This is a genomic window from Kordia aestuariivivens, from assembly GCF_014397005.1.
Taxonomy (GTDB): Bacteria; Bacteroidota; Bacteroidia; order Flavobacteriales; family Flavobacteriaceae; genus Kordia; species Kordia aestuariivivens.
In genome coordinates this window covers 57,095-73,403 of sequence record NZ_JACGWS010000007.1, presented here as the reverse complement: position 1 = coordinate 73,403, position 16,309 = coordinate 57,095, and the positions used below count along the sequence as shown (strand labels likewise).

The 16,309-nt window shown below is 35.6% G+C and carries 17 protein-coding genes; all 17 read right to left on the bottom strand.

The genetic code is table 11. From position 1 onward, the window contains the following. Positions 1 to 245 precede the first annotated feature (245 nt). The 17 genes from H2O64_RS12365 to H2O64_RS12285 all read right to left on the bottom strand — a co-directional run bounded on the left by H2O64_RS12365 (position 246) and on the right by H2O64_RS12285 (position 15,959). A complete protein-coding gene (locus H2O64_RS12365; RefSeq protein WP_187562514.1) occupies positions 246 to 1,016 on the bottom strand; it encodes a TIGR04283 family arsenosugar biosynthesis glycosyltransferase in 771 nt (256 codons plus the stop codon). Continuing rightward, a complete protein-coding gene (locus H2O64_RS12360) occupies positions 1,009 to 1,935 on the bottom strand; it encodes a DUF547 domain-containing protein (RefSeq protein WP_187562513.1) in 927 nt (308 codons plus the stop codon). The genes H2O64_RS12365 and H2O64_RS12360 overlap by 8 nt, the downstream gene beginning before the upstream one ends. A gap of 8 nt (positions 1,936 to 1,943) precedes the next feature. Next, positions 1,944 to 2,822 carry a sterol desaturase family protein gene (locus H2O64_RS12355; protein WP_187562512.1) on the bottom strand — a complete coding sequence of 293 codons (879 nt, stop codon included), beginning with the start codon at positions 2,820 to 2,822 and terminating at the stop codon, positions 1,944 to 1,946. A 3-nt stretch (positions 2,823 to 2,825) separates the two neighbouring features. Beyond that, on the bottom strand, positions 2,826 to 3,143 hold the full coding sequence (locus H2O64_RS12350) for a hypothetical protein (protein WP_187562511.1): 318 nt from the start codon (positions 3,141 to 3,143) through the stop codon (positions 2,826 to 2,828). After that, positions 3,134 to 4,102 (bottom strand): arsenosugar biosynthesis arsenite methyltransferase ArsM, encoded by a 969-nt coding sequence (gene arsM / locus H2O64_RS12345; protein ID WP_187562510.1) that lies wholly within the window; start codon positions 4,100 to 4,102, stop codon positions 3,134 to 3,136. The genes H2O64_RS12350 and arsM overlap by 10 nt, the downstream gene beginning before the upstream one ends. A gap of 14 nt (positions 4,103 to 4,116) precedes the next feature. Further along, positions 4,117 to 4,542, bottom strand: coding sequence for a DoxX family membrane protein (locus tag H2O64_RS12340; protein WP_187562509.1), 426 nt, complete (start codon positions 4,540 to 4,542; stop codon positions 4,117 to 4,119). A gap of 124 nt (positions 4,543 to 4,666) precedes the next feature. Next, complete coding sequence (locus tag H2O64_RS12335) at positions 4,667 to 5,479, bottom strand: purine-nucleoside phosphorylase (protein WP_187562508.1); 813 nt, start codon at positions 5,477 to 5,479, stop codon at positions 4,667 to 4,669. A 26-nt stretch (positions 5,480 to 5,505) separates the two neighbouring features. Further along, positions 5,506 to 6,114, bottom strand: a complete 609-nt coding sequence (locus tag H2O64_RS12330) for a TIGR04282 family arsenosugar biosynthesis glycosyltransferase (protein WP_187562507.1) — start codon at positions 6,112 to 6,114, stop codon at positions 5,506 to 5,508. Between the two features lie 5 nt (positions 6,115 to 6,119). Further along, positions 6,120 to 6,635, bottom strand: coding sequence for a rhodanese-like domain-containing protein (locus H2O64_RS12325; protein ID WP_187562506.1), 516 nt, complete (start codon positions 6,633 to 6,635; stop codon positions 6,120 to 6,122). A 3-nt stretch (positions 6,636 to 6,638) separates the two neighbouring features. Beyond that, positions 6,639 to 7,694, bottom strand: a complete 1,056-nt coding sequence (gene arsS, locus H2O64_RS12320; RefSeq protein WP_187562505.1) for an arsenosugar biosynthesis radical SAM (seleno)protein ArsS — start codon at positions 7,692 to 7,694, stop codon at positions 6,639 to 6,641. 231 nt (positions 7,695 to 7,925) lie between these two features. Beyond that, a complete protein-coding gene (locus tag H2O64_RS12315) occupies positions 7,926 to 8,261 on the bottom strand; it encodes an arsenosugar biosynthesis-associated peroxidase-like protein (protein ID WP_187562504.1) in 336 nt (111 codons plus the stop codon). 793 nt (positions 8,262 to 9,054) lie between these two features. Then, positions 9,055 to 10,320, bottom strand: a complete 1,266-nt coding sequence (locus tag H2O64_RS12310) for a lanthionine synthetase LanC family protein (protein WP_187562503.1) — start codon at positions 10,318 to 10,320, stop codon at positions 9,055 to 9,057. After that, positions 10,313 to 11,371, bottom strand: a complete 1,059-nt coding sequence (locus H2O64_RS12305) for a T3SS effector HopA1 family protein (RefSeq protein ID WP_187562502.1) — start codon at positions 11,369 to 11,371, stop codon at positions 10,313 to 10,315. Before H2O64_RS12305 ends, H2O64_RS12310 begins: the two co-directional genes overlap by 8 nt. A gap of 1 nt (position 11,372) precedes the next feature. Then, entirely contained in the window at positions 11,373 to 12,452 is a 1,080-nt protein-coding gene (locus tag H2O64_RS12300) for a phosphotransferase family protein (RefSeq protein WP_187562501.1), read from the bottom strand. Positions 12,453 to 12,656: 204 nt separating this feature from the next. Beyond that, positions 12,657 to 13,901, bottom strand: a complete 1,245-nt coding sequence (locus tag H2O64_RS12295) for a hypothetical protein (protein ID WP_187562500.1) — start codon at positions 13,899 to 13,901, stop codon at positions 12,657 to 12,659. Positions 13,902 to 13,984: 83 nt separating this feature from the next. Further along, entirely contained in the window at positions 13,985 to 14,398 is a 414-nt protein-coding gene (locus H2O64_RS12290) for a hypothetical protein (protein WP_187562499.1), read from the bottom strand. A gap of 22 nt (positions 14,399 to 14,420) precedes the next feature. Then, positions 14,421 to 15,959: a S53 family peptidase gene (locus H2O64_RS12285; protein ID WP_187562498.1), complete on the bottom strand. Its 1,539-nt coding sequence runs from the start codon at positions 15,957 to 15,959 to the stop codon at positions 14,421 to 14,423. Between the last annotated feature and the right edge of the window lie 350 nt (positions 15,960 to 16,309).

Genomic DNA, 16,309 nt, shown 5'->3' with positions numbered 1-16,309 from the left:
CCCAATATTTTACTCAAACTGACAGATTGATTAACAAGCAGAAGCCGTCAGATCGAGTGAATTTGTGCAACAAATTTGTATCGAGATCTTCTCAGAATTTTCAAAGAGATTCTCGATGCAATTTTTCTTCATTTCATTTCAAAAAATCACTCGAATTGACGTTCTAATAAGTCCGAGAAGTCTAAGAAGTCCAACAATCGAAAAGCAAAGCGCGTCCAAGAGATTCTCGTCTAAGAGGAACGAGTCTATGAAGCAATATGTTTTTTATAATACGCATGCAACTCTTCAGGTGTGGCGCCTTTGGATTTTTTAATGTGAATCATGGCGAAATGATATTGTAATTTCCAAGTGCCATTCACTTTGTATTTTCGGGCAGATGTTTTGACACTTTTAGGAATCACGGTAAATTCTTCTTCATCGTACAGCCGATTGATAAACTCACAATCTTCATAAATGGAATAGGTTTCATTGTAGCCTTTTAATTCATCAAATAAAGATTTCATCACAAATAAAGATTGATCGCCGCCGCGACACCAACTGATATTGAAACGTGTGAAAAATTGTGAAACCAACAACACAGGATGTGGATAATCAAACTTTAAACGAAAACAACCTGCTTGATTCCCTTCTTTTACTTCCGTGAGAATAAACGCGTCAAAATGTTTTGGTGGAAACGTATCTGCATGCAAAAAATACAAGATATTTCCAGTAGCTTTTTGTGCGCCAAAATTCATTTGTTTGGCACGCCCTTTTTCAGAAGAAAAGAGTTGAATGTGAAGCTTTGAAGTTTTGTTTTCAAACAATGAATCGACACATCTTTTTTGAGAGGAATTATGTTGTGTGTGAAATGTGGAAATGAATTCAGTAACAATTTCAACCGTGTTATCTGTACTTCCACCATCAATCAACAAAATTTCATGGTGTTGATATTTTAATGATTTTAGTACATGATTTAGCAACGAAACAATATTGTTAGCTTCGTTGAAAATTGGTATAATAATAGAAATGCTATTCATTCAAATTCCAATTGTAATCTTTGTAACTCTTTTTTGCGTTTGCGTTAATTTTGATGTCGCTATATCGGTTTAAAAAATCAATCAGTGAACCGTTTTGTTTAAAATCTTTCGAAAACCATTTAAAAATTTTAGAAAGTTCAAGTTTGTTTGGAGTAATCGTATTTCGTTTTGAATCGGCTAAAAATGCTTTTGTAACTTGTGTTAATTGGCTTTCTAGTTTTTCTGCGGTAAACGCTTCATTCAATAAAGGTGGACATGAAAAAGAAGCACAATTTATGGCAAAATGAATTCGTGGTTCGCCCATTTTGCGAAGAATTTTATGTTCAATATCATTTAAATTTTGCCTCAAATATCCAATCATCCACAAACGTTGATTCCAAGGTTTTTTAATGTCTTTGATACTTTTTATAGGGTAATTTCGTAAAATTAAATCAACAGTTAATGCATTATACACATTGATCCAATAGGCAAGTTTATCTTCTTTAGACCAAGTTTTATGAGAATCACTATCATCACTTAATGAAGAGATATATGATTGTAACTGTGCGTGATCTTTTTTGAATCCTTTATAATTTACAACGCCATCTTTGGTAACATGTTTTTGCAATAGTGTATTCCAAGAATTGTGATTGGAAGCAACAAATGGTTTACTGCTTGTAAATTTGGCGTTTTTTATAAAAGTTACACTATCGCTCTTTACTGTTAATTCACCTGCTAAAATCGTGCTGTCATTAGGTTTTTTTACAAAAAGAAAATCTCCTTTCTGTACAATAGTTAATGAATCAACTGATTTAAGTAATCTAGGAGCCTCAATTTGTTGTGTAATTTCTTTAGTTGTTAATTCTGAAGCTTCAATAACGTTCTTGTTAGTTCCGCAGGCAAAGAATAATACAGAAAATAATAATATAGATCGAATCATAAAAGGTATTATTTTTTTAGATTGATGGGATAGATTTCTTGTTGTAAAAAATCTTGTGGGAACGACTCATCGTTCGTAAAACCGAGTTCAATATCACGTCCGTTTTTAGGAACATAATTTGTTTTGAATAGGTAATCCCAAACACTTAACGTTAGTCCGAAATTCACGCCATACCTTACAGGAAGCTTTTTGCTATGATGCCAAATATGCATTTTTGGATTGTTGAAAATGTATTTTAAGAAACCATAATCCCAACCTAAATTGGCATGATTCAAGTGTCCGACAGCAATCGTAAAAAAGTACACAAACGCAACATCATTCACGCTAAATCCGCCAATAATTGCCATTGGAATGTACAACATTGATTTGTAGACAACGGTTTCCATCCAATGATACCGTAAGTGCGCTGCAAAGCCCATTTCTTTTACCGAATGATGTACTTTGTGGAAGTTCCATAAAAAGTTCACTCTGTGCAACATTCTGTGTGTATTCCACTGTACAAAATCTGCTACGACAAAGAAAATGAGTAAGCCAAGCCATTTTGGTAAATCGTCAACATCAAACAATTGAAAACTTCCGATTGATAAACCAATTGTTCCTAAAAGATCATTGAAAAATGCAGCAACCGTGTTGGAAAGTGCCACAAAAATGATGAGGTTAAAGATGAAAAAGTTGAAGAACATGTAAAAGGTATCCAACCAAAAATCTTTCCGAAAGATCGATTGATTTTTTCGCCATGGAAAGATGATTTCCAACACCCAAACGATCAACGAAATCGCGATTAAACCATAAAAATAGTTTTCCCAATTTTGAAAAAATACTTGACCTTGAAAATAATTCCAATAGTCATTGTATGATTGTTTGATGATTTCGAGATACTTTTCCATAGACTACAAATTTAAGTATTCTTTTCCGTTTCTATCGAGCCAACCTCGTTTTCCGTTTGGCAATTCAAAACGGGCATAAAAACCTTGAAATTGGTCGAGTTTTTTGAAGTGAACTTTCGTGTGCATTCCATAATATCCGTATAAGTTGTCTTTCTTAAAACGGATACAATTGCCAACTTGCGTTATTTCATCTACATGTTCGAGTAAATTTGTGTTGGGTTTTCTCAAATCAAACAAATTTAAAGTTCCATTTGTCAGTTCTGTAATTACATACGCATAATGATTTGCGGTGATTTCTTTTTTTCTATTTTCTAACAACATCCACCACCATCATAATGATAGGTAGAATCTGAAATGAAAACATCATCTCTACCTAAATCAGCTAATGCACCTGCGGTTTTATCGCAAATAGCAATTGGCTGATTTTTTAGTAAAATATGTCCTTTTTCATCATCGAAATAATCTTCTGTACCAAAGTAAATTGCTGCTTTTCCAGTAAAAATACAAGGTCCATCTGCTGGCATTGGATCTTTAATTGCGGCAACTTCAATAGATTCTATATAAATCAATTCGTCTGTTGGATAACTCTTTGGATCGAGAATACGATAGGGTTTTCTAGCGCGAATTTCAATGGTTCCAAATCCTGCATCAGTCAACATTTTCACATATTCCCCAATTGGTAAGCTTCCGCTTAAACATAATGCACGTAAACGTTCGTCGTTGCGAAGCGTTTCGTTCATTGGTTGTTCACAGGTTGGATCGCTCATGACAAGTTTTCCATGTGGTTTTAACACACGATACATTTCGGCAATCGCCTTTTTTAAATCGTCTGTTTTAAAGATATTGAACAAGCAGTTTTGCGCTGCGACATCAATACTATTATCGTCTACTGGCAAGTTGAGCGCGTCACCTTTACGAAGATCAACAAATTCACTTTTGAACCAATCGTTTTGTGCTTCCGCTTCCACGAAATTTTTACGTGAAGCTTCCAACATTTCATCTACAACATCCAATCCAATAACGCCACTTTTTTGACGATTGAAATATGAAAATTGCAACAATTCCATTCCGCCGCCAACACCAACATATAACATCGTCGGATTGTTTGTCAAATCGCGCGCATGAACCGTACTTCCGCAACCATAATTCATTTCTTGCATGATTCTAGGAATCTTTAAACCTGGCAATTCCCAAATTGGATTCGTCGTACAGCAAAGTCCAACATCAGGTGTTAAAGCTGCTTCTTTATAAACGTCGTGTGTAGTATCTAAATAACTCATTTATTGTATGAAAATTAATGTATATTTTTATTTTTTTTTAATATTGTATCTAATCGATAATGATCCCATTCTTGAGGTAATAGGAGCAAAGCTAGTAATAGTATCGCTCTAAATAGTACATGTGATAAATCCCAAATTGGTTCTACCAAACCATGTCCAAAGGTTACAATGACTAACACCGAAGCTAATGCATACAATGTATAGTCGCGTTTAAAACCTATAATTAACAACGCGCCACCAATAAATTCAATATATGATGTGTAATACGCTGTAGCTTGCAATAAGAATTCAGGTAAAATACCGTCGTACGTTTTTGCAAAAAAGTTGTTGTACACATTGTCAACGCCAAACTTGAATATTTTTCCAAATCCTTGAAAGAAAAATATAAACCCAAGTAAAAGCCTGATGGTGAGTAATGCAATTTTTTTGTTGGTGTTCATTTTGTTGTTGTTGGTTTTGTCGTTGACGCTTTTGTTTTTTGTGGATTTGATTAAACCTATAAACTATTAAACTTCAATGCCATTTTTCTTAATACTCAATACTAAGATCTCATTACTAATGATTTTATAATGTTTTAATCAATTCGCTAAAAAGTGTAATCATTTTTGGTTCTGTTTGTCCTGCAACTGCAATGATATCTGAAATATCTACAGGTTTTAGGTTATCAGGATCGCATTCGTCCGTTAAAACGGAAACTGCCAAACACGGTACGTTTAGATGATTGGCTACAATGACTTCCGGAACTGTGCTCATTCCGACAGCATCTGCGCCAATAATTTTGAGCATTCTATATTCGGCGCGTGTTTCCAATTGTGGACCCACAACACTTGCATAGACTCCTTTTTGAATTTTGATATTTTTGTCTGCCGCAATTTTTTCAACAGTTGCAATCATTTCTGCGTCGTAAGGCGCACTCATATCTGCAAAACGTTCGCCAAATTCACTCACACCTTTAAATGCTAACGGTGATCCGCCTTGTAAGTTGATATGATCGTCAATAATCATAATATCACCTTTTTTATAATTTAGGTTGATAGCTCCTGCAGCGTTTGAAACCAATAGTTTTTTGATTCCTAGTTGATGCATGATGCGAATCGGATATGTAATATCTATAAAATCATAACCTTCATATAAGTGAAAACGTCCTTGCATCACCACCACTTTTTTCCCTGCCATTGTTCCATAGATGAGTTTTCCTGTGTGGAATTCTACGGTTGCCAATGGAAAATGTGGAATGTTGTTATAATGTGCTTCCGCGATGATTTCAATTTCGTCAATCAATTTTCCTAAACCAGTTCCGAGAACGATTCCGATTTCTGGTTTGTCAAATCCTTTATTTACTAAGTATTCTGTAGTTTCTGTGATGTGTTTTAACATAAGTAATTCGTTTATTACGTATAAATTTAGTGTAGGTATTTTTTAAATGCGTCGTAAGGTACTAAATCTTCCGCGTGATCTATATCGTTTAATGTTTCTAGAAAGTGAATTGTTTGGTTGTCCAGATCGTTTAGCGTGTCTGCCAAAACCGTTTCTGTTCCCCAATTTTTAGGTAAAAATGCTTTCTCGTGCAATGTTTTCATGCCTAATAAATAATAGCCGCCATCTTGCGCCGGACCGAAGACCATATCATTTGTGTCTAAAGCTTTGATGGCTTCTTCAATGTGTTTGGGTTGTAAATCGTATAAATCGCTTCCAATGATCATTACTTTTTCGTAGTTATTGTCAAAAGCATCTTGAAATGCATACAACATACGTGCGCCTAAATCAGTTCCAACTTGTGTCTTTTTTTGATATACATCATCATTCCAGAGATCATTTTCTCTAACGGAAACGGAATACCAAACACATTTGTCTGTGTTTACTTTTTGAAGGACACTTTCAGTATGTTCTAAAAGTTTGATGTACACTTCTAAAGCTGCTTTTTCTCCAATCCCTTTTGCTAAGCGCGATTTGACTTTCCCAAGCTCAGGATTTCGTGTAAACGTCATGAGAAGCGTTGTATTCTTGTGCATGTGTATTACTTGTCTTTTTTAGATTTCTTTTCGAAGATTTTGATGCCTTTTTTGAGCCAAATACTCCAATCTTCATCAAAAGTGTGCACTTTTTCTGTTTCGTTTCCTTCAGGATCAATGACAGGATTGTCTTTGTTTTTCCATTCAAATATTCCGCCATACAGATTGTACACATTGGTATAACCTGCTTTTTGAAGTTTTTCGGCAACATCTTCTGAGCGAATTCCTAAAGAACAGTAAACTACTATTGGTTCACTTTTATCTTTTGGAAGTAGTTGTTTTATTTTTTTTAGTTTGAATTTGTCATAACCCACAAAGTTTGCATTTTCAATATGACTCGTTTCATATTCTACTTTTTCGCGACTATCGAGCAGTACGAAATTTTTCTTTTTTGCCAATTCCTCGACCGTGATGTAGGGAACAGATTGTTTGTTTTCTTTTTGCAACAGACTGTCTAATGCCGTTTGTCCATTCGCGAAAGCGAAACAAAGAAAAACAGTTATGTAGATTATATGTTTCATGATTTAAGCCACAGTTCCTTGACAACTACTTCCTGCGCCAGCTGTACAACCGTAACAGTGTTGTGAGATGATAATGTTTCTGTTTTGAAGCGCTTCTTCGTTGTATTCTGAGATGTGTTTTACTTTACTTGCCACTTTTAAATCGAGCATTTGATTGAAATCACAATCGTATAACCAACCGTCCCAACTGACAGAAATGGTGTTGGTACACATCACATTTGCAACTGCACTCGGATTAAAGGCTTCCACCAACGAATACATATAATCTTCGTAGTTTTCAGAAGCAATTAGGTAATCCAAGAAACGACTGATTGGCAAGTTCGTGATAGCAAATAGATTGTGAAATTGAATGCCAAATTCGTCCATTAATGCTTTTTTGAAATCTTTTTCCATCGCGACTTGATCGCCTGGTAAAAATGCACCTGATGGATTGTACACTAAATCTAATCGTAATGAACTTCCAGGGATTCCGTACCCAACTGCGTTGAGCTCTTGCAAGGCTTTGATTGATTTGTCAAAAACTCCGTCACCACGTTGTTTGTCTGTTTTTCCACGTGTCCAATGTGGCATGGAAGAAACGACATGAACGTTATGCTTCTTGAAAAATTCAGGTAAGTCGTGATATTTTTTATTGGCACGAATGATCGTTAAGTTCGATCGTACAATAAAATCCTTTACACCAACTTTGGAAGCTTCTTCTACAAACCAACGAAAGAGTGGATTCATTTCTGGAGCGCCGCCAGTTAAATCGAGTGTATGCGCGCCTGTATTTGCAATAACATCCAAACATTGTTGCATGGTTTTACGCGTCATGATTTCCTTTCTATCTGGACCTGCATCTACATGACAATGTGAACATACTTGATTGCACATGTAGCCCAAATTGATTTGTAAAATTTCAATTTTTTTAGGTCTTAGGGGAAATTGATTTGTTTCTTTTATTTTGTTTGCAAACGTTGACAATTCACCATTTTGAAAAATTCCGTTCGATAGAATTTCCAATTGCCTGTTACTATTTGCAAGTTCGCTTTCTCTTTTTTGTAGTGACTTTGTCGCCATTGATCAATTTTATTTTTAGTGAAACTCGATTTTGAGAAGTCTGAAAGACGAACTCAAAATTGTAAGTTGAACTAATCCTGACGAAAGTCAGGATCTAATATTTACTATCTTTTTTGTTTTACTTATACTGAATCTCTTTGTTTAGAAACACAAGATTCAAATTTATGAGATACTGACCTTCGTCAGTATGAGCGATCTGTAAGATTTTGCAAAGCAAAATCAACAGTCTGCTCACATCTCTAACTTATTCACTTTGTTCATCATTTGTACACCGTGTACTAATGTTGCGCCACTTTTGATTGCTGCACCAACATGGAGTGCTTCCATCATTTCTTCTTTGGTAATTCCACGTTGTAAACCATCTTGTGTGTAGGCATCAATGCAATACGGACATTGCTCAGTATGTGCAACAGCTAATGCAATTAACGATTTTTCACGCGGTGTTAATGCGCCTTCTTCAAAGACTTTTCCGTAATAGTCAAAGAATTTATTCCCAAGTTCTTCGCTCCATTCTGAGATTGCTCCGAATTTTTTTAAGTCTCTAGGGTTGTAATATGATTTGTCCATGTTGTACGCTTGTTTGTGTTTTGAGATTTGCAAAAATACGCAAAATCAAATAGTCTATGGTAAGACGAGATTTTTTTAGATACTTTACAGTGGAATGAAAGAAAATCATTGTTGTCTGTCAAAAGATAAAAGATCGCTACGCTTTTAGATACAAGAATATAGACGAATGAGATAAAATGATAGGTTTTTTGAACTTAGCGAATGGACTTATGTTATTAAGCTTGAGATCCCGTTCTGCAACGGGATCAGTTCAACTTTCAATTTTGAGTTTCATTGAAGTAAAAATCCTAAGTACGAGACTTAGGATTTTCGGAAGTTCGATGTTGAAAATGCATTTACAATTTTATGAATGACTACAACCTCTATTCATAAATACATTTATAATCAGATTATTTCCTCGAACTTTTAGATGGTAAATGTACGCGCTTCGAGGAAGTTATACCTTAGGGAATACCTTAGAAATAAAAGGGAAAATAACCCATATTATGAAGTTTTGGTTGTAGGAAATTTGTTTTGTAAATGAAAAAATATTTAACACTTCAAGTACTTCTCGATACTAATTTGTTTCACATAGCTACGCTAGGTATTTTCAATCAAAATATATTTTGATCTCAATAATACTCGAAGTGACGTTCTATAATTATTACGTCAATTCGAGTGATTTTTCGTAATGGAATGGAGAAAAATTGTATCGAGAATGATTCAAAACTTGTATATCGTTTTAAAAAGAAAGTCTCAACTTCTCTAACGAAAGAAAAATTGAGACAATTTATATATATAGTTTTAATGTATTTTAAGGAACTAACGCAGACGGAATACTTATCATATCAGCTAAACGTAAGTAGAACATTCCTGTTCCTGACAGTCCTAACATGAGTCCCGGATTTTCTTGTTGTCCGCGCGTTACTCCGCTTGGATCGTTGACGCCACTTGGAAAAACGGTTCCAGTTGTATCGTATAGTGAAATTCCTAAATCGCCTGCTTTTAGTGCAATTTGTGCATATTCAGGAGTTTCAAGTATTTGACTTGCGTATAGTAAGATGTCTGCGTTTCCAGCCAATCCGTGACATAATGAAAAGTTTGCGCCAATGTTTGGTTGCGTTTCTCTGATGACACTTCTTTTAGTGGTTTCTATGGCAATTTTAGCTTCATTTAGGAAATAGTCAAGCTTTGTCATTTCGTATGCTTTTAGGTTTGCAATTGCAATTCCTGGTGCACCATGACACCACATGGTTCCATAGTTTAAGGGTTTGTTTTCTTCATGTTGACGTAAATCGGGCCAGTTTTTTGCCTGATCATTGTACCATGTTTTTTCATAGTTGAATCCGCCAATAGCCGCATGCCAATATTCTTCATCTTTGGTAGTTGCGTATAATTCCATCATTGCAGAAGCAATTCCGGATGCGCCATGCGAATATCCGGTGAGTGCACGCTTTGGATCAACCGTCATCCAAGACCAAGTTTCTCCGTTTTTGATGGCTTTTTTTAGTAGAAATTGACCACATTTTTTTGCAATGTCTAAAAATTCATCATCTTTTTCAGCATAATATAGTTTTAGTAATACTGAGATCGATCCGGCAGCTCCAGAAATAATATCTACTTCATGATCGGTGATTTCTTCGTCTTTTACAGATTTTACATATTCCAATCCTTTTGCTGCAAGTTGTGGGTTTTGCATTTTTTTTCCAATCCGCCACAGCGTATAACCCACACCAATTTTCCCAGAATAATATCCAAAGTTGTTTACTTTGCTCTTTTCCAGATTATAATAAATAGTATTTAACGTACCATTTAATGTGTGTAATATGATCGGATCTTGTGTTTTGTGAACGAGTTCGGTTAGAAATAATGCAATTCCTGTAAGTCCGCTGTATAAATCAATGCTACATGCTTTTACAACAGTTTCGTATTTGCCGCCAACGACAGATACTTCATGACCTGTCCAGTTGCACATATCTTTATACCAAATAGCTTCTTTAGCCAAATATTTCCCAATGTTGTGTGCTGTTTTTATATACACTTGTACGTCTGTTTTTGGAGTGATTTCAATGTTATTCATAAGTCGGGAACGTTGGCGTTAGTGTTGTATGTTTGTTTAAGTGTAAACGATCTAGCATCATTCCTTTTTTCGATAAGAAATGAATTACATTGTCAAACGTTTGCTTTTGGTCCATTTCTTTCTGAAAAGCATCTACAAGTGCTTCTGCAATGGTTGATGACCTACTCATTCCAAAACTTTGTCCTTTCCCAGGGTCTTCCGCGTACCCAACACCTTTCTGAAGCCGTTTGGTAAACATCGGAATTTCGTCAACAAGATACGGTTCTAAATTTGGAATTACAGCATTTAATATAATAGCGACGATTTGCACGTGTTTTTTACTCAGGTATAAAACTGCAGAATCTGATCGTACATATAATTCAGGATGATTTAAACATTTAAATTGAAACGGAATTTTATAATCATTCAGCGTAGTTGTGAGTAAGTTGATCAATTTTGGTGCTCCTTCTGGCGAAACATTCCAGTAAATTCGTCCCAATTCTACTTCTTGTGGAAACATTTCATTGCTAAATACATGATAGAATACAGGTTGAATGTCTCTTTTCTCTTTGGAGCGAATCAAGTTTACTTTTGTATTGACAACTGCTTGTTTTTGATTTGGGTTTACAAAATGATATCCATTTGGTTGCAACCAACGCAATTCGTCATTTTTTTGAATATACGCATTGCCTGAAGCAGCATCTATATTGTAAATATTCCAGTTATAATCCAAACCATTTGTGGACGTATTTGCTGGTGAAAGTTTGTCCATAAATGCTTCTCGTTCTCCTTTTGGAGGAATTTTAGAGTTATGGTCACCATCTTTGATTCCACAATAGAATTGAGCGTAAATTGTATTTGTTAATGCATTTGTAAGGTTGATGCGTTGCTGATTGGTGTCAACCGTAGCGTTACTTCCGAACGATTTAAAATCTTCCGCGAACGTTTGATACGGCATCTGATTTTTTACATACGTTTCTTCTTCATGCACTTTATAGGTGCTTAAAGAAGTGATTTCTATTGCTGAGGTAATTGCTTTTATTTGTTGTGTGTATGTAGTGTCTTTCATCATCTTAGGCTATTAATTTCCATTGTTTCGCGATTGCTTCTGCGTCTCCAAGAATGTGATTGCAGAACTGTAATATGCGTACCGAGTTTGGATGAATTTGGTTTTGTTTCGTGTTGTTTTCAAAAGCAGTTTGAATCATTCTGACTGCCATGTATGAAAGTGCTTTTTGTACTTTTTCTTTTGCTTCCGAAGGTGTAAATTTTTGTTTCCCAACATAGGTATCCCAAAGTATTTTTACAATAGGAGTAATGGCTTCGATAGATAAAAATTCGGTTCCTTGTACTTGCTGATGTTGTTGAATGTTTTGATTATTGAAACTTAAAACCCACGCACTAAAATACGATTGAAAAACGCCTGCAACGTCCCATAATGGATCGCCTAAATCAGCAATTTCCCAATCGACTAATTTTACATCTTCATTGTTTGGCATCACAATAAAATTCATCCACTTAATATCACCGTGAATCAAACTTGTAGTTTCCCATTGCGAAGCTACTTTCTCAATTTTTTTGACTAAATCTTGATGTTTTTGAATTTGGGAAATCACACTATTGGTAATTTTTTTCGGATCAGTATTTAGTAACTGACTTGTGTTTAAAATCCAAGGTAATTGTTTGCTGAAAAATTGTAATGAACTATTTTTTTTGAGTTCTTCACTAATATCAAAATGAAAAGAAGCTAAAATATGCGCCATTTTAACTGCATGTGTTTTTGATAGTTTTTTATCTCGATAAATGACTTCATGAACATTTTTTGTGTTGGCAAAATATTCAGTAACCAAGATATTATGATAAGGATCATATCCGTAATAATCTGGAATATGATTCGATGTTTCTTTGTATAAATTAGATTGATGAATTAAATAGTGACTTGTTGCATCTTTCTGCATTAAGTAACTATTGGTAGGATCTTGTGTGATGAGTTGCTTAACAAATAATCCTTTGGCTTCTTGTTGTTCAATTTTAAAGATAGAATTTCTACTATGAGTTTGGGTAAGCATATAATCTCCTGACATGAATGAAGAAGGTTCTAAAAAACCTTTGTCTAAAAGATAATGTGTGATATTTTTCTTTGTTAAGCGCATAAAAAATATTTTTTTGGTTTGGGTTATAAAAGCTGCCTGATAAACAGGCAGCTCTATACATAAAAATAGTAGTATCTAGTGTAGATACGCTATTATTAACATGCTGGATCCTTCTGTACAATTACGTGTTGGAATACTGATAATTTGTGTGTTTCCACTATCACATCCTACTTGCGTACACATTGTAGCAGTAGTTCCTGCTGATTAGTGGCATCCTTCGTAACCTGTACATCCTAAAAGGTGTGTTGGTCCACATTGAACTTGCGTACAAACCGTAGCTATAGTTCCTGCTTGTCCACATCCTTCATAAGCTGTATGTCCCAATGTTTGTGCATCAACCTCACAAGTTACTTGTGTGCACACTGTAGCAACAGTTCCTGCTTCTCCACAACCTGGATATGCTGTATGTCCAATGGTTTGTGCTTCAGCCTCACAAGTTACTTGTGTACATACTGTAGCAGCAGTTCCTTGTGGTTGGCATCCTTCCCATCCTGTATATCCGATATTTTGTGTAGTATCACATCCTATTTGTGTGCATACTGTAGCAGCAGTTCCTTGTTGGTGACATCCTTGTGTTCCAGTTGGTCCAACAACTGTACATCCGTGCGTACCAGTTGGTCCTACATTTTGAGCTTCTGCTCTTGTAAGAAGTAGTGTGGTAATTAACGTTTGTGCTTGTGCACCACCTTGGTTACAAGTTGCTGTTACTGGTGGAATTCCACAACTTCCAAACCATGTTGGTAAGAGTGTTTGCGCTTGTGCATCACCTTGATGACATCCTTGCGTTCCGGTTGGTCCAACACACTGACCTGGTTGCGTACAACCTTGTGTTCCTGTTGGTCCTACATTTTGAGCTTGCGCTCCAGCGTGTGTAAGAAATAGTGTCGTAATTAACGTTTGTGCTTGTGCACCACCTTGGTGACATCCTTGCGTACCTGTTGGTCCAATTAAACAGTTAGGTGGCATAGTGCATCCTTGTGTTCCAGTTGGTCCAACAACAGTACAACCTAATGTTCCTGTTGGTCCAACACATTGAGGAGGCATTGTACACCCTTGTGTTCCAGTTGGTCCTAAGATAGGAGGCGTACATCCTTGTTGCGTTCCAGTTGGCCCAACAACAGTGCATCCTTGGTAACCAGTTGGTCCTACATTTTGAGCTTGCGCTCCAACGTGTGTAAGAAATAGTGTGGTAATTAAAGTCTGTGCTTGTGCACCACCTTGGTGACACCCTTGTGTTCCAGTTGACCCAACACACTGACCTGGTTGCGTACACCCTTGTGTACCTGTTGGTCCTATGATAGGAGGCGTACACCCTTGCTGCGTACCTGTTGGTCCTAATAAATGACATCCTTGCCATCCTGTAACACCAACATTTTGTGCTTGCCCTGTACCGTCACCACAAGTTAGGGTAACAGGAGGAATTCCACATCCTTGAAAAAATGTAAACATAATAGTTAAATTTAAAGGTTAATAATATGGTTTAAACTCTAAAGAGTTTTTATACTTAATATAAATTGTATGCCAGTTATTGTTTAATTTCCGCATTGACCACACCCACAAATAGGCGTTTTTACTCCATTTGGTTGTTGTGTAGCAGTGTTTCCTTGCACAGTATTGGCATATTGTTGATAGATGTCTCCTTGAAAAAATTGTGCTGCATCTTCCTGTGATTGTGCTGGTTTTCCTTGTAGGTATGTGGAAGCGTTTTTAACCCATATAATGGTTCCACCAATGGCACTATGCGTTTTGGTAATATTTACATCGTGAATGATGTCTTCATCTTTGATGACTACGGAAGTTTTTAATAAGGTGTCTAAATAGAATGTGATGTTATCATCATCTGGTCCTTCTGCAACAAAACCGTATATCATAATTACATCTTCTATTTTTTTACCATCAACGATTAAGCGCTTTGGAAGTTCATCCAATGCTAATTTTTTTGCCATGATTTTTTGTTTGAGTTACTGTTTATTCTAAGCCTTCAATAGCTTCCATTAATTTTTGTCCATTTGGAGTACCTAAACCAGTACATGGATTCCAGCCAGATGCTGCGAGGTATAGATTGTTGTTCCCTTCTATGATTTGATCAAATGCAGGCGAATCCATTAATTCATAAAGATGCTCAGTGATAAATCCTAGATTGTAGCCTAAGTTTTGATTGATACGTGCAATTAAAGCAGCCCAAAGTGGAGTTGCTAAACTTGTACCTCCAATTTTTACCCAATTTCCTTCAAAGAAAACGGCATATCCAGAAGCATCTGCAGCATTTGCTCCAACATCAGGAATTCCTTTTCCGCCAGCTCTTTGGTATGGTTCAAATTGAGGGTATTTTGTAATATAGTTTTGTATAGCTGTTTTTTGATATCTTGGTTCAGAAACACGTTGGCTAAATCCGCCACCGCTTCCTATTTGTGTTTGTGGAGTTGATTCATTCCAAACAGTTTCTGAAATGATTTCATCATTTGCAATATTTAATTTTGTTCCTCCACAACCTAATACGTGTTCAAAGTTTACGGGAACATTTACATTTGCAAATTTCAGTTTGTTTAATGCGCCATTGTCTCCAGAAGCTCCAATAACGGTGATTCCTTTTAAGGCAGCTTCTTTGAATACGTTATTTAATTCTGTAATTTCTTGTAGTGAATAGCCCAATTCTGATCCAGCCCAACTAATAGAAATTACAGATAATTTATTCTTCGTATCTGCCAATGCACTCTTCATTGCATTCAAAATAGAAGTTCCATAATAGATAACTAATTTTGCTTTTGGAGCTAAAACTCCAGCAACTTGAATATCTGCTGTTACTTCTACATTATCGTTTATTGGTGTTGTTGCAGGTTCTCCAACCACTTGAATCTTTGGAACTTTCATGTCGTATTGCGCAAAGAAAGTTTTCAAATCACTTTCTTCAAATTTCCCACCTAACTCTATGATTCCAATAGTTTGTTTTGCGCCATCTCCTTCAGGAAAGTTATATACTTCTGCAATTTCAAGGGCGCTATGTCCGTGCTTTGGTTCTTGAATTGGAATAGCAGTTCCTCTACCAACTCTTTTTTCTTGATTTGTTTTTACGAAACCAGTTTTTTTAGTAGGATCTACAATGTCTTCTGGGCTAGCAGTATCTCTGTTTTCTTGATCTTTCGAATCTAAATGAATGTCGCCTTGTGTGTTTAAGAATTTTAATGCTTCATGAAGAGAAGGATTTGTATTGTCTGAACCAATACCATTTTCTGATTTGACTTTGATTGTAATTTCGCGTGCTTTTTTATCATAAGTTACCTCCCAATTTTTAGATTTGGCATGTTCAATAATAGCATCTGCTTCATTTTTGCTTGGAGCAAATATTTTACCGTGTGAAGTGTTTGATAAATATTTGCGATCTCTAGGATGCTTTTTAATTGCATTGTCAATTATTCCTTGTTGTCGTTCAGTAACTTCGTTGATAGGAACGTATACTTTAATTTCTAATACATCTCCTTGCGAAGTGTTTTCTTGTGTGGCTTCCATAAAAAAATGATAAGGTTGGTTAGGATCTCAAAGTTCTGCATAAACCTTTTAGTATATCTACGTGTTTATACTTGGTTTTCAGATTGAGGGTTATCCCTTTTTAGTATGTAAAAAATACCTAAAGACACTTTTGTGTTGTTTTTTTAGTAGTGTTTTTGCTTGATAGTCAGCAATTTGTAAGGTAAGTTGTATGAGATTCATTTTTCTGATTACATTGTGTTTCAGTTTTAAAATCTGGTTGAAGTTTAAAAAACAGTTTTTATGGAAGCATGATATTTCAACCTGTGTTGAATAGCACAATTTTTAAATCAATCTATAAAAAAAAGCTCCAACATCTTTTTCATATAAAG

What these genes read in the sequence shown, in the direction of transcription:
- H2O64_RS12310 (WP_187562503.1), bottom strand. Translation starts at nt 10,320, where the DNA reads ATGAATAACATTGAAATCACTCCAAAAACAGACGTACAAGTGTATATA.
- H2O64_RS12305 (WP_187562502.1), bottom strand. Translation starts at nt 11,371, where the DNA reads ATGATGAAAGACACTACATACACACAACAAATAAAAGCAATTACCTCA.
- H2O64_RS12315 (WP_187562504.1), bottom strand. Translation starts at nt 8,261, where the DNA reads ATGGACAAATCATATTACAACCCTAGAGACTTAAAAAAATTCGGAGCA.
- H2O64_RS12330 (WP_187562507.1), bottom strand. Translation starts at nt 6,114, where the DNA reads ATGCACAAGAATACAACGCTTCTCATGACGTTTACACGAAATCCTGAG.
- H2O64_RS12335 (WP_187562508.1), bottom strand. Translation starts at nt 5,479, where the DNA reads ATGTTAAAACACATCACAGAAACTACAGAATACTTAGTAAATAAAGGA.
- H2O64_RS12325 (WP_187562506.1), bottom strand. Translation starts at nt 6,635, where the DNA reads ATGAAACATATAATCTACATAACTGTTTTTCTTTGTTTCGCTTTCGCG.
- H2O64_RS12350 (WP_187562511.1), bottom strand. Translation starts at nt 3,143, where the DNA reads ATGTTGTTAGAAAATAGAAAAAAAGAAATCACCGCAAATCATTATGCG.
- H2O64_RS12295 (WP_187562500.1), bottom strand. Translation starts at nt 13,901, where the DNA reads ATGTTTACATTTTTTCAAGGATGTGGAATTCCTCCTGTTACCCTAACT.
- H2O64_RS12285 (WP_187562498.1), bottom strand. Translation starts at nt 15,959, where the DNA reads ATGGAAGCCACACAAGAAAACACTTCGCAAGGAGATGTATTAGAAATT.
- arsM (WP_187562510.1), bottom strand. Translation starts at nt 4,102, where the DNA reads ATGAGTTATTTAGATACTACACACGACGTTTATAAAGAAGCAGCTTTA.
- H2O64_RS12365 (WP_187562514.1), bottom strand. Translation starts at nt 1,016, where the DNA reads ATGAATAGCATTTCTATTATTATACCAATTTTCAACGAAGCTAACAAT.
- arsS (WP_187562505.1), bottom strand. Translation starts at nt 7,694, where the DNA reads ATGGCGACAAAGTCACTACAAAAAAGAGAAAGCGAACTTGCAAATAGT.
- H2O64_RS12300 (WP_187562501.1), bottom strand. Translation starts at nt 12,452, where the DNA reads ATGCGCTTAACAAAGAAAAATATCACACATTATCTTTTAGACAAAGGT.
- H2O64_RS12340 (WP_187562509.1), bottom strand. Translation starts at nt 4,542, where the DNA reads ATGAACACCAACAAAAAAATTGCATTACTCACCATCAGGCTTTTACTT.
- H2O64_RS12360 (WP_187562513.1), bottom strand. Translation starts at nt 1,935, where the DNA reads ATGATTCGATCTATATTATTATTTTCTGTATTATTCTTTGCCTGCGGA.
- H2O64_RS12290 (WP_187562499.1), bottom strand. Translation starts at nt 14,398, where the DNA reads ATGGCAAAAAAATTAGCATTGGATGAACTTCCAAAGCGCTTAATCGTT.
- H2O64_RS12355 (WP_187562512.1), bottom strand. Translation starts at nt 2,822, where the DNA reads ATGGAAAAGTATCTCGAAATCATCAAACAATCATACAATGACTATTGG.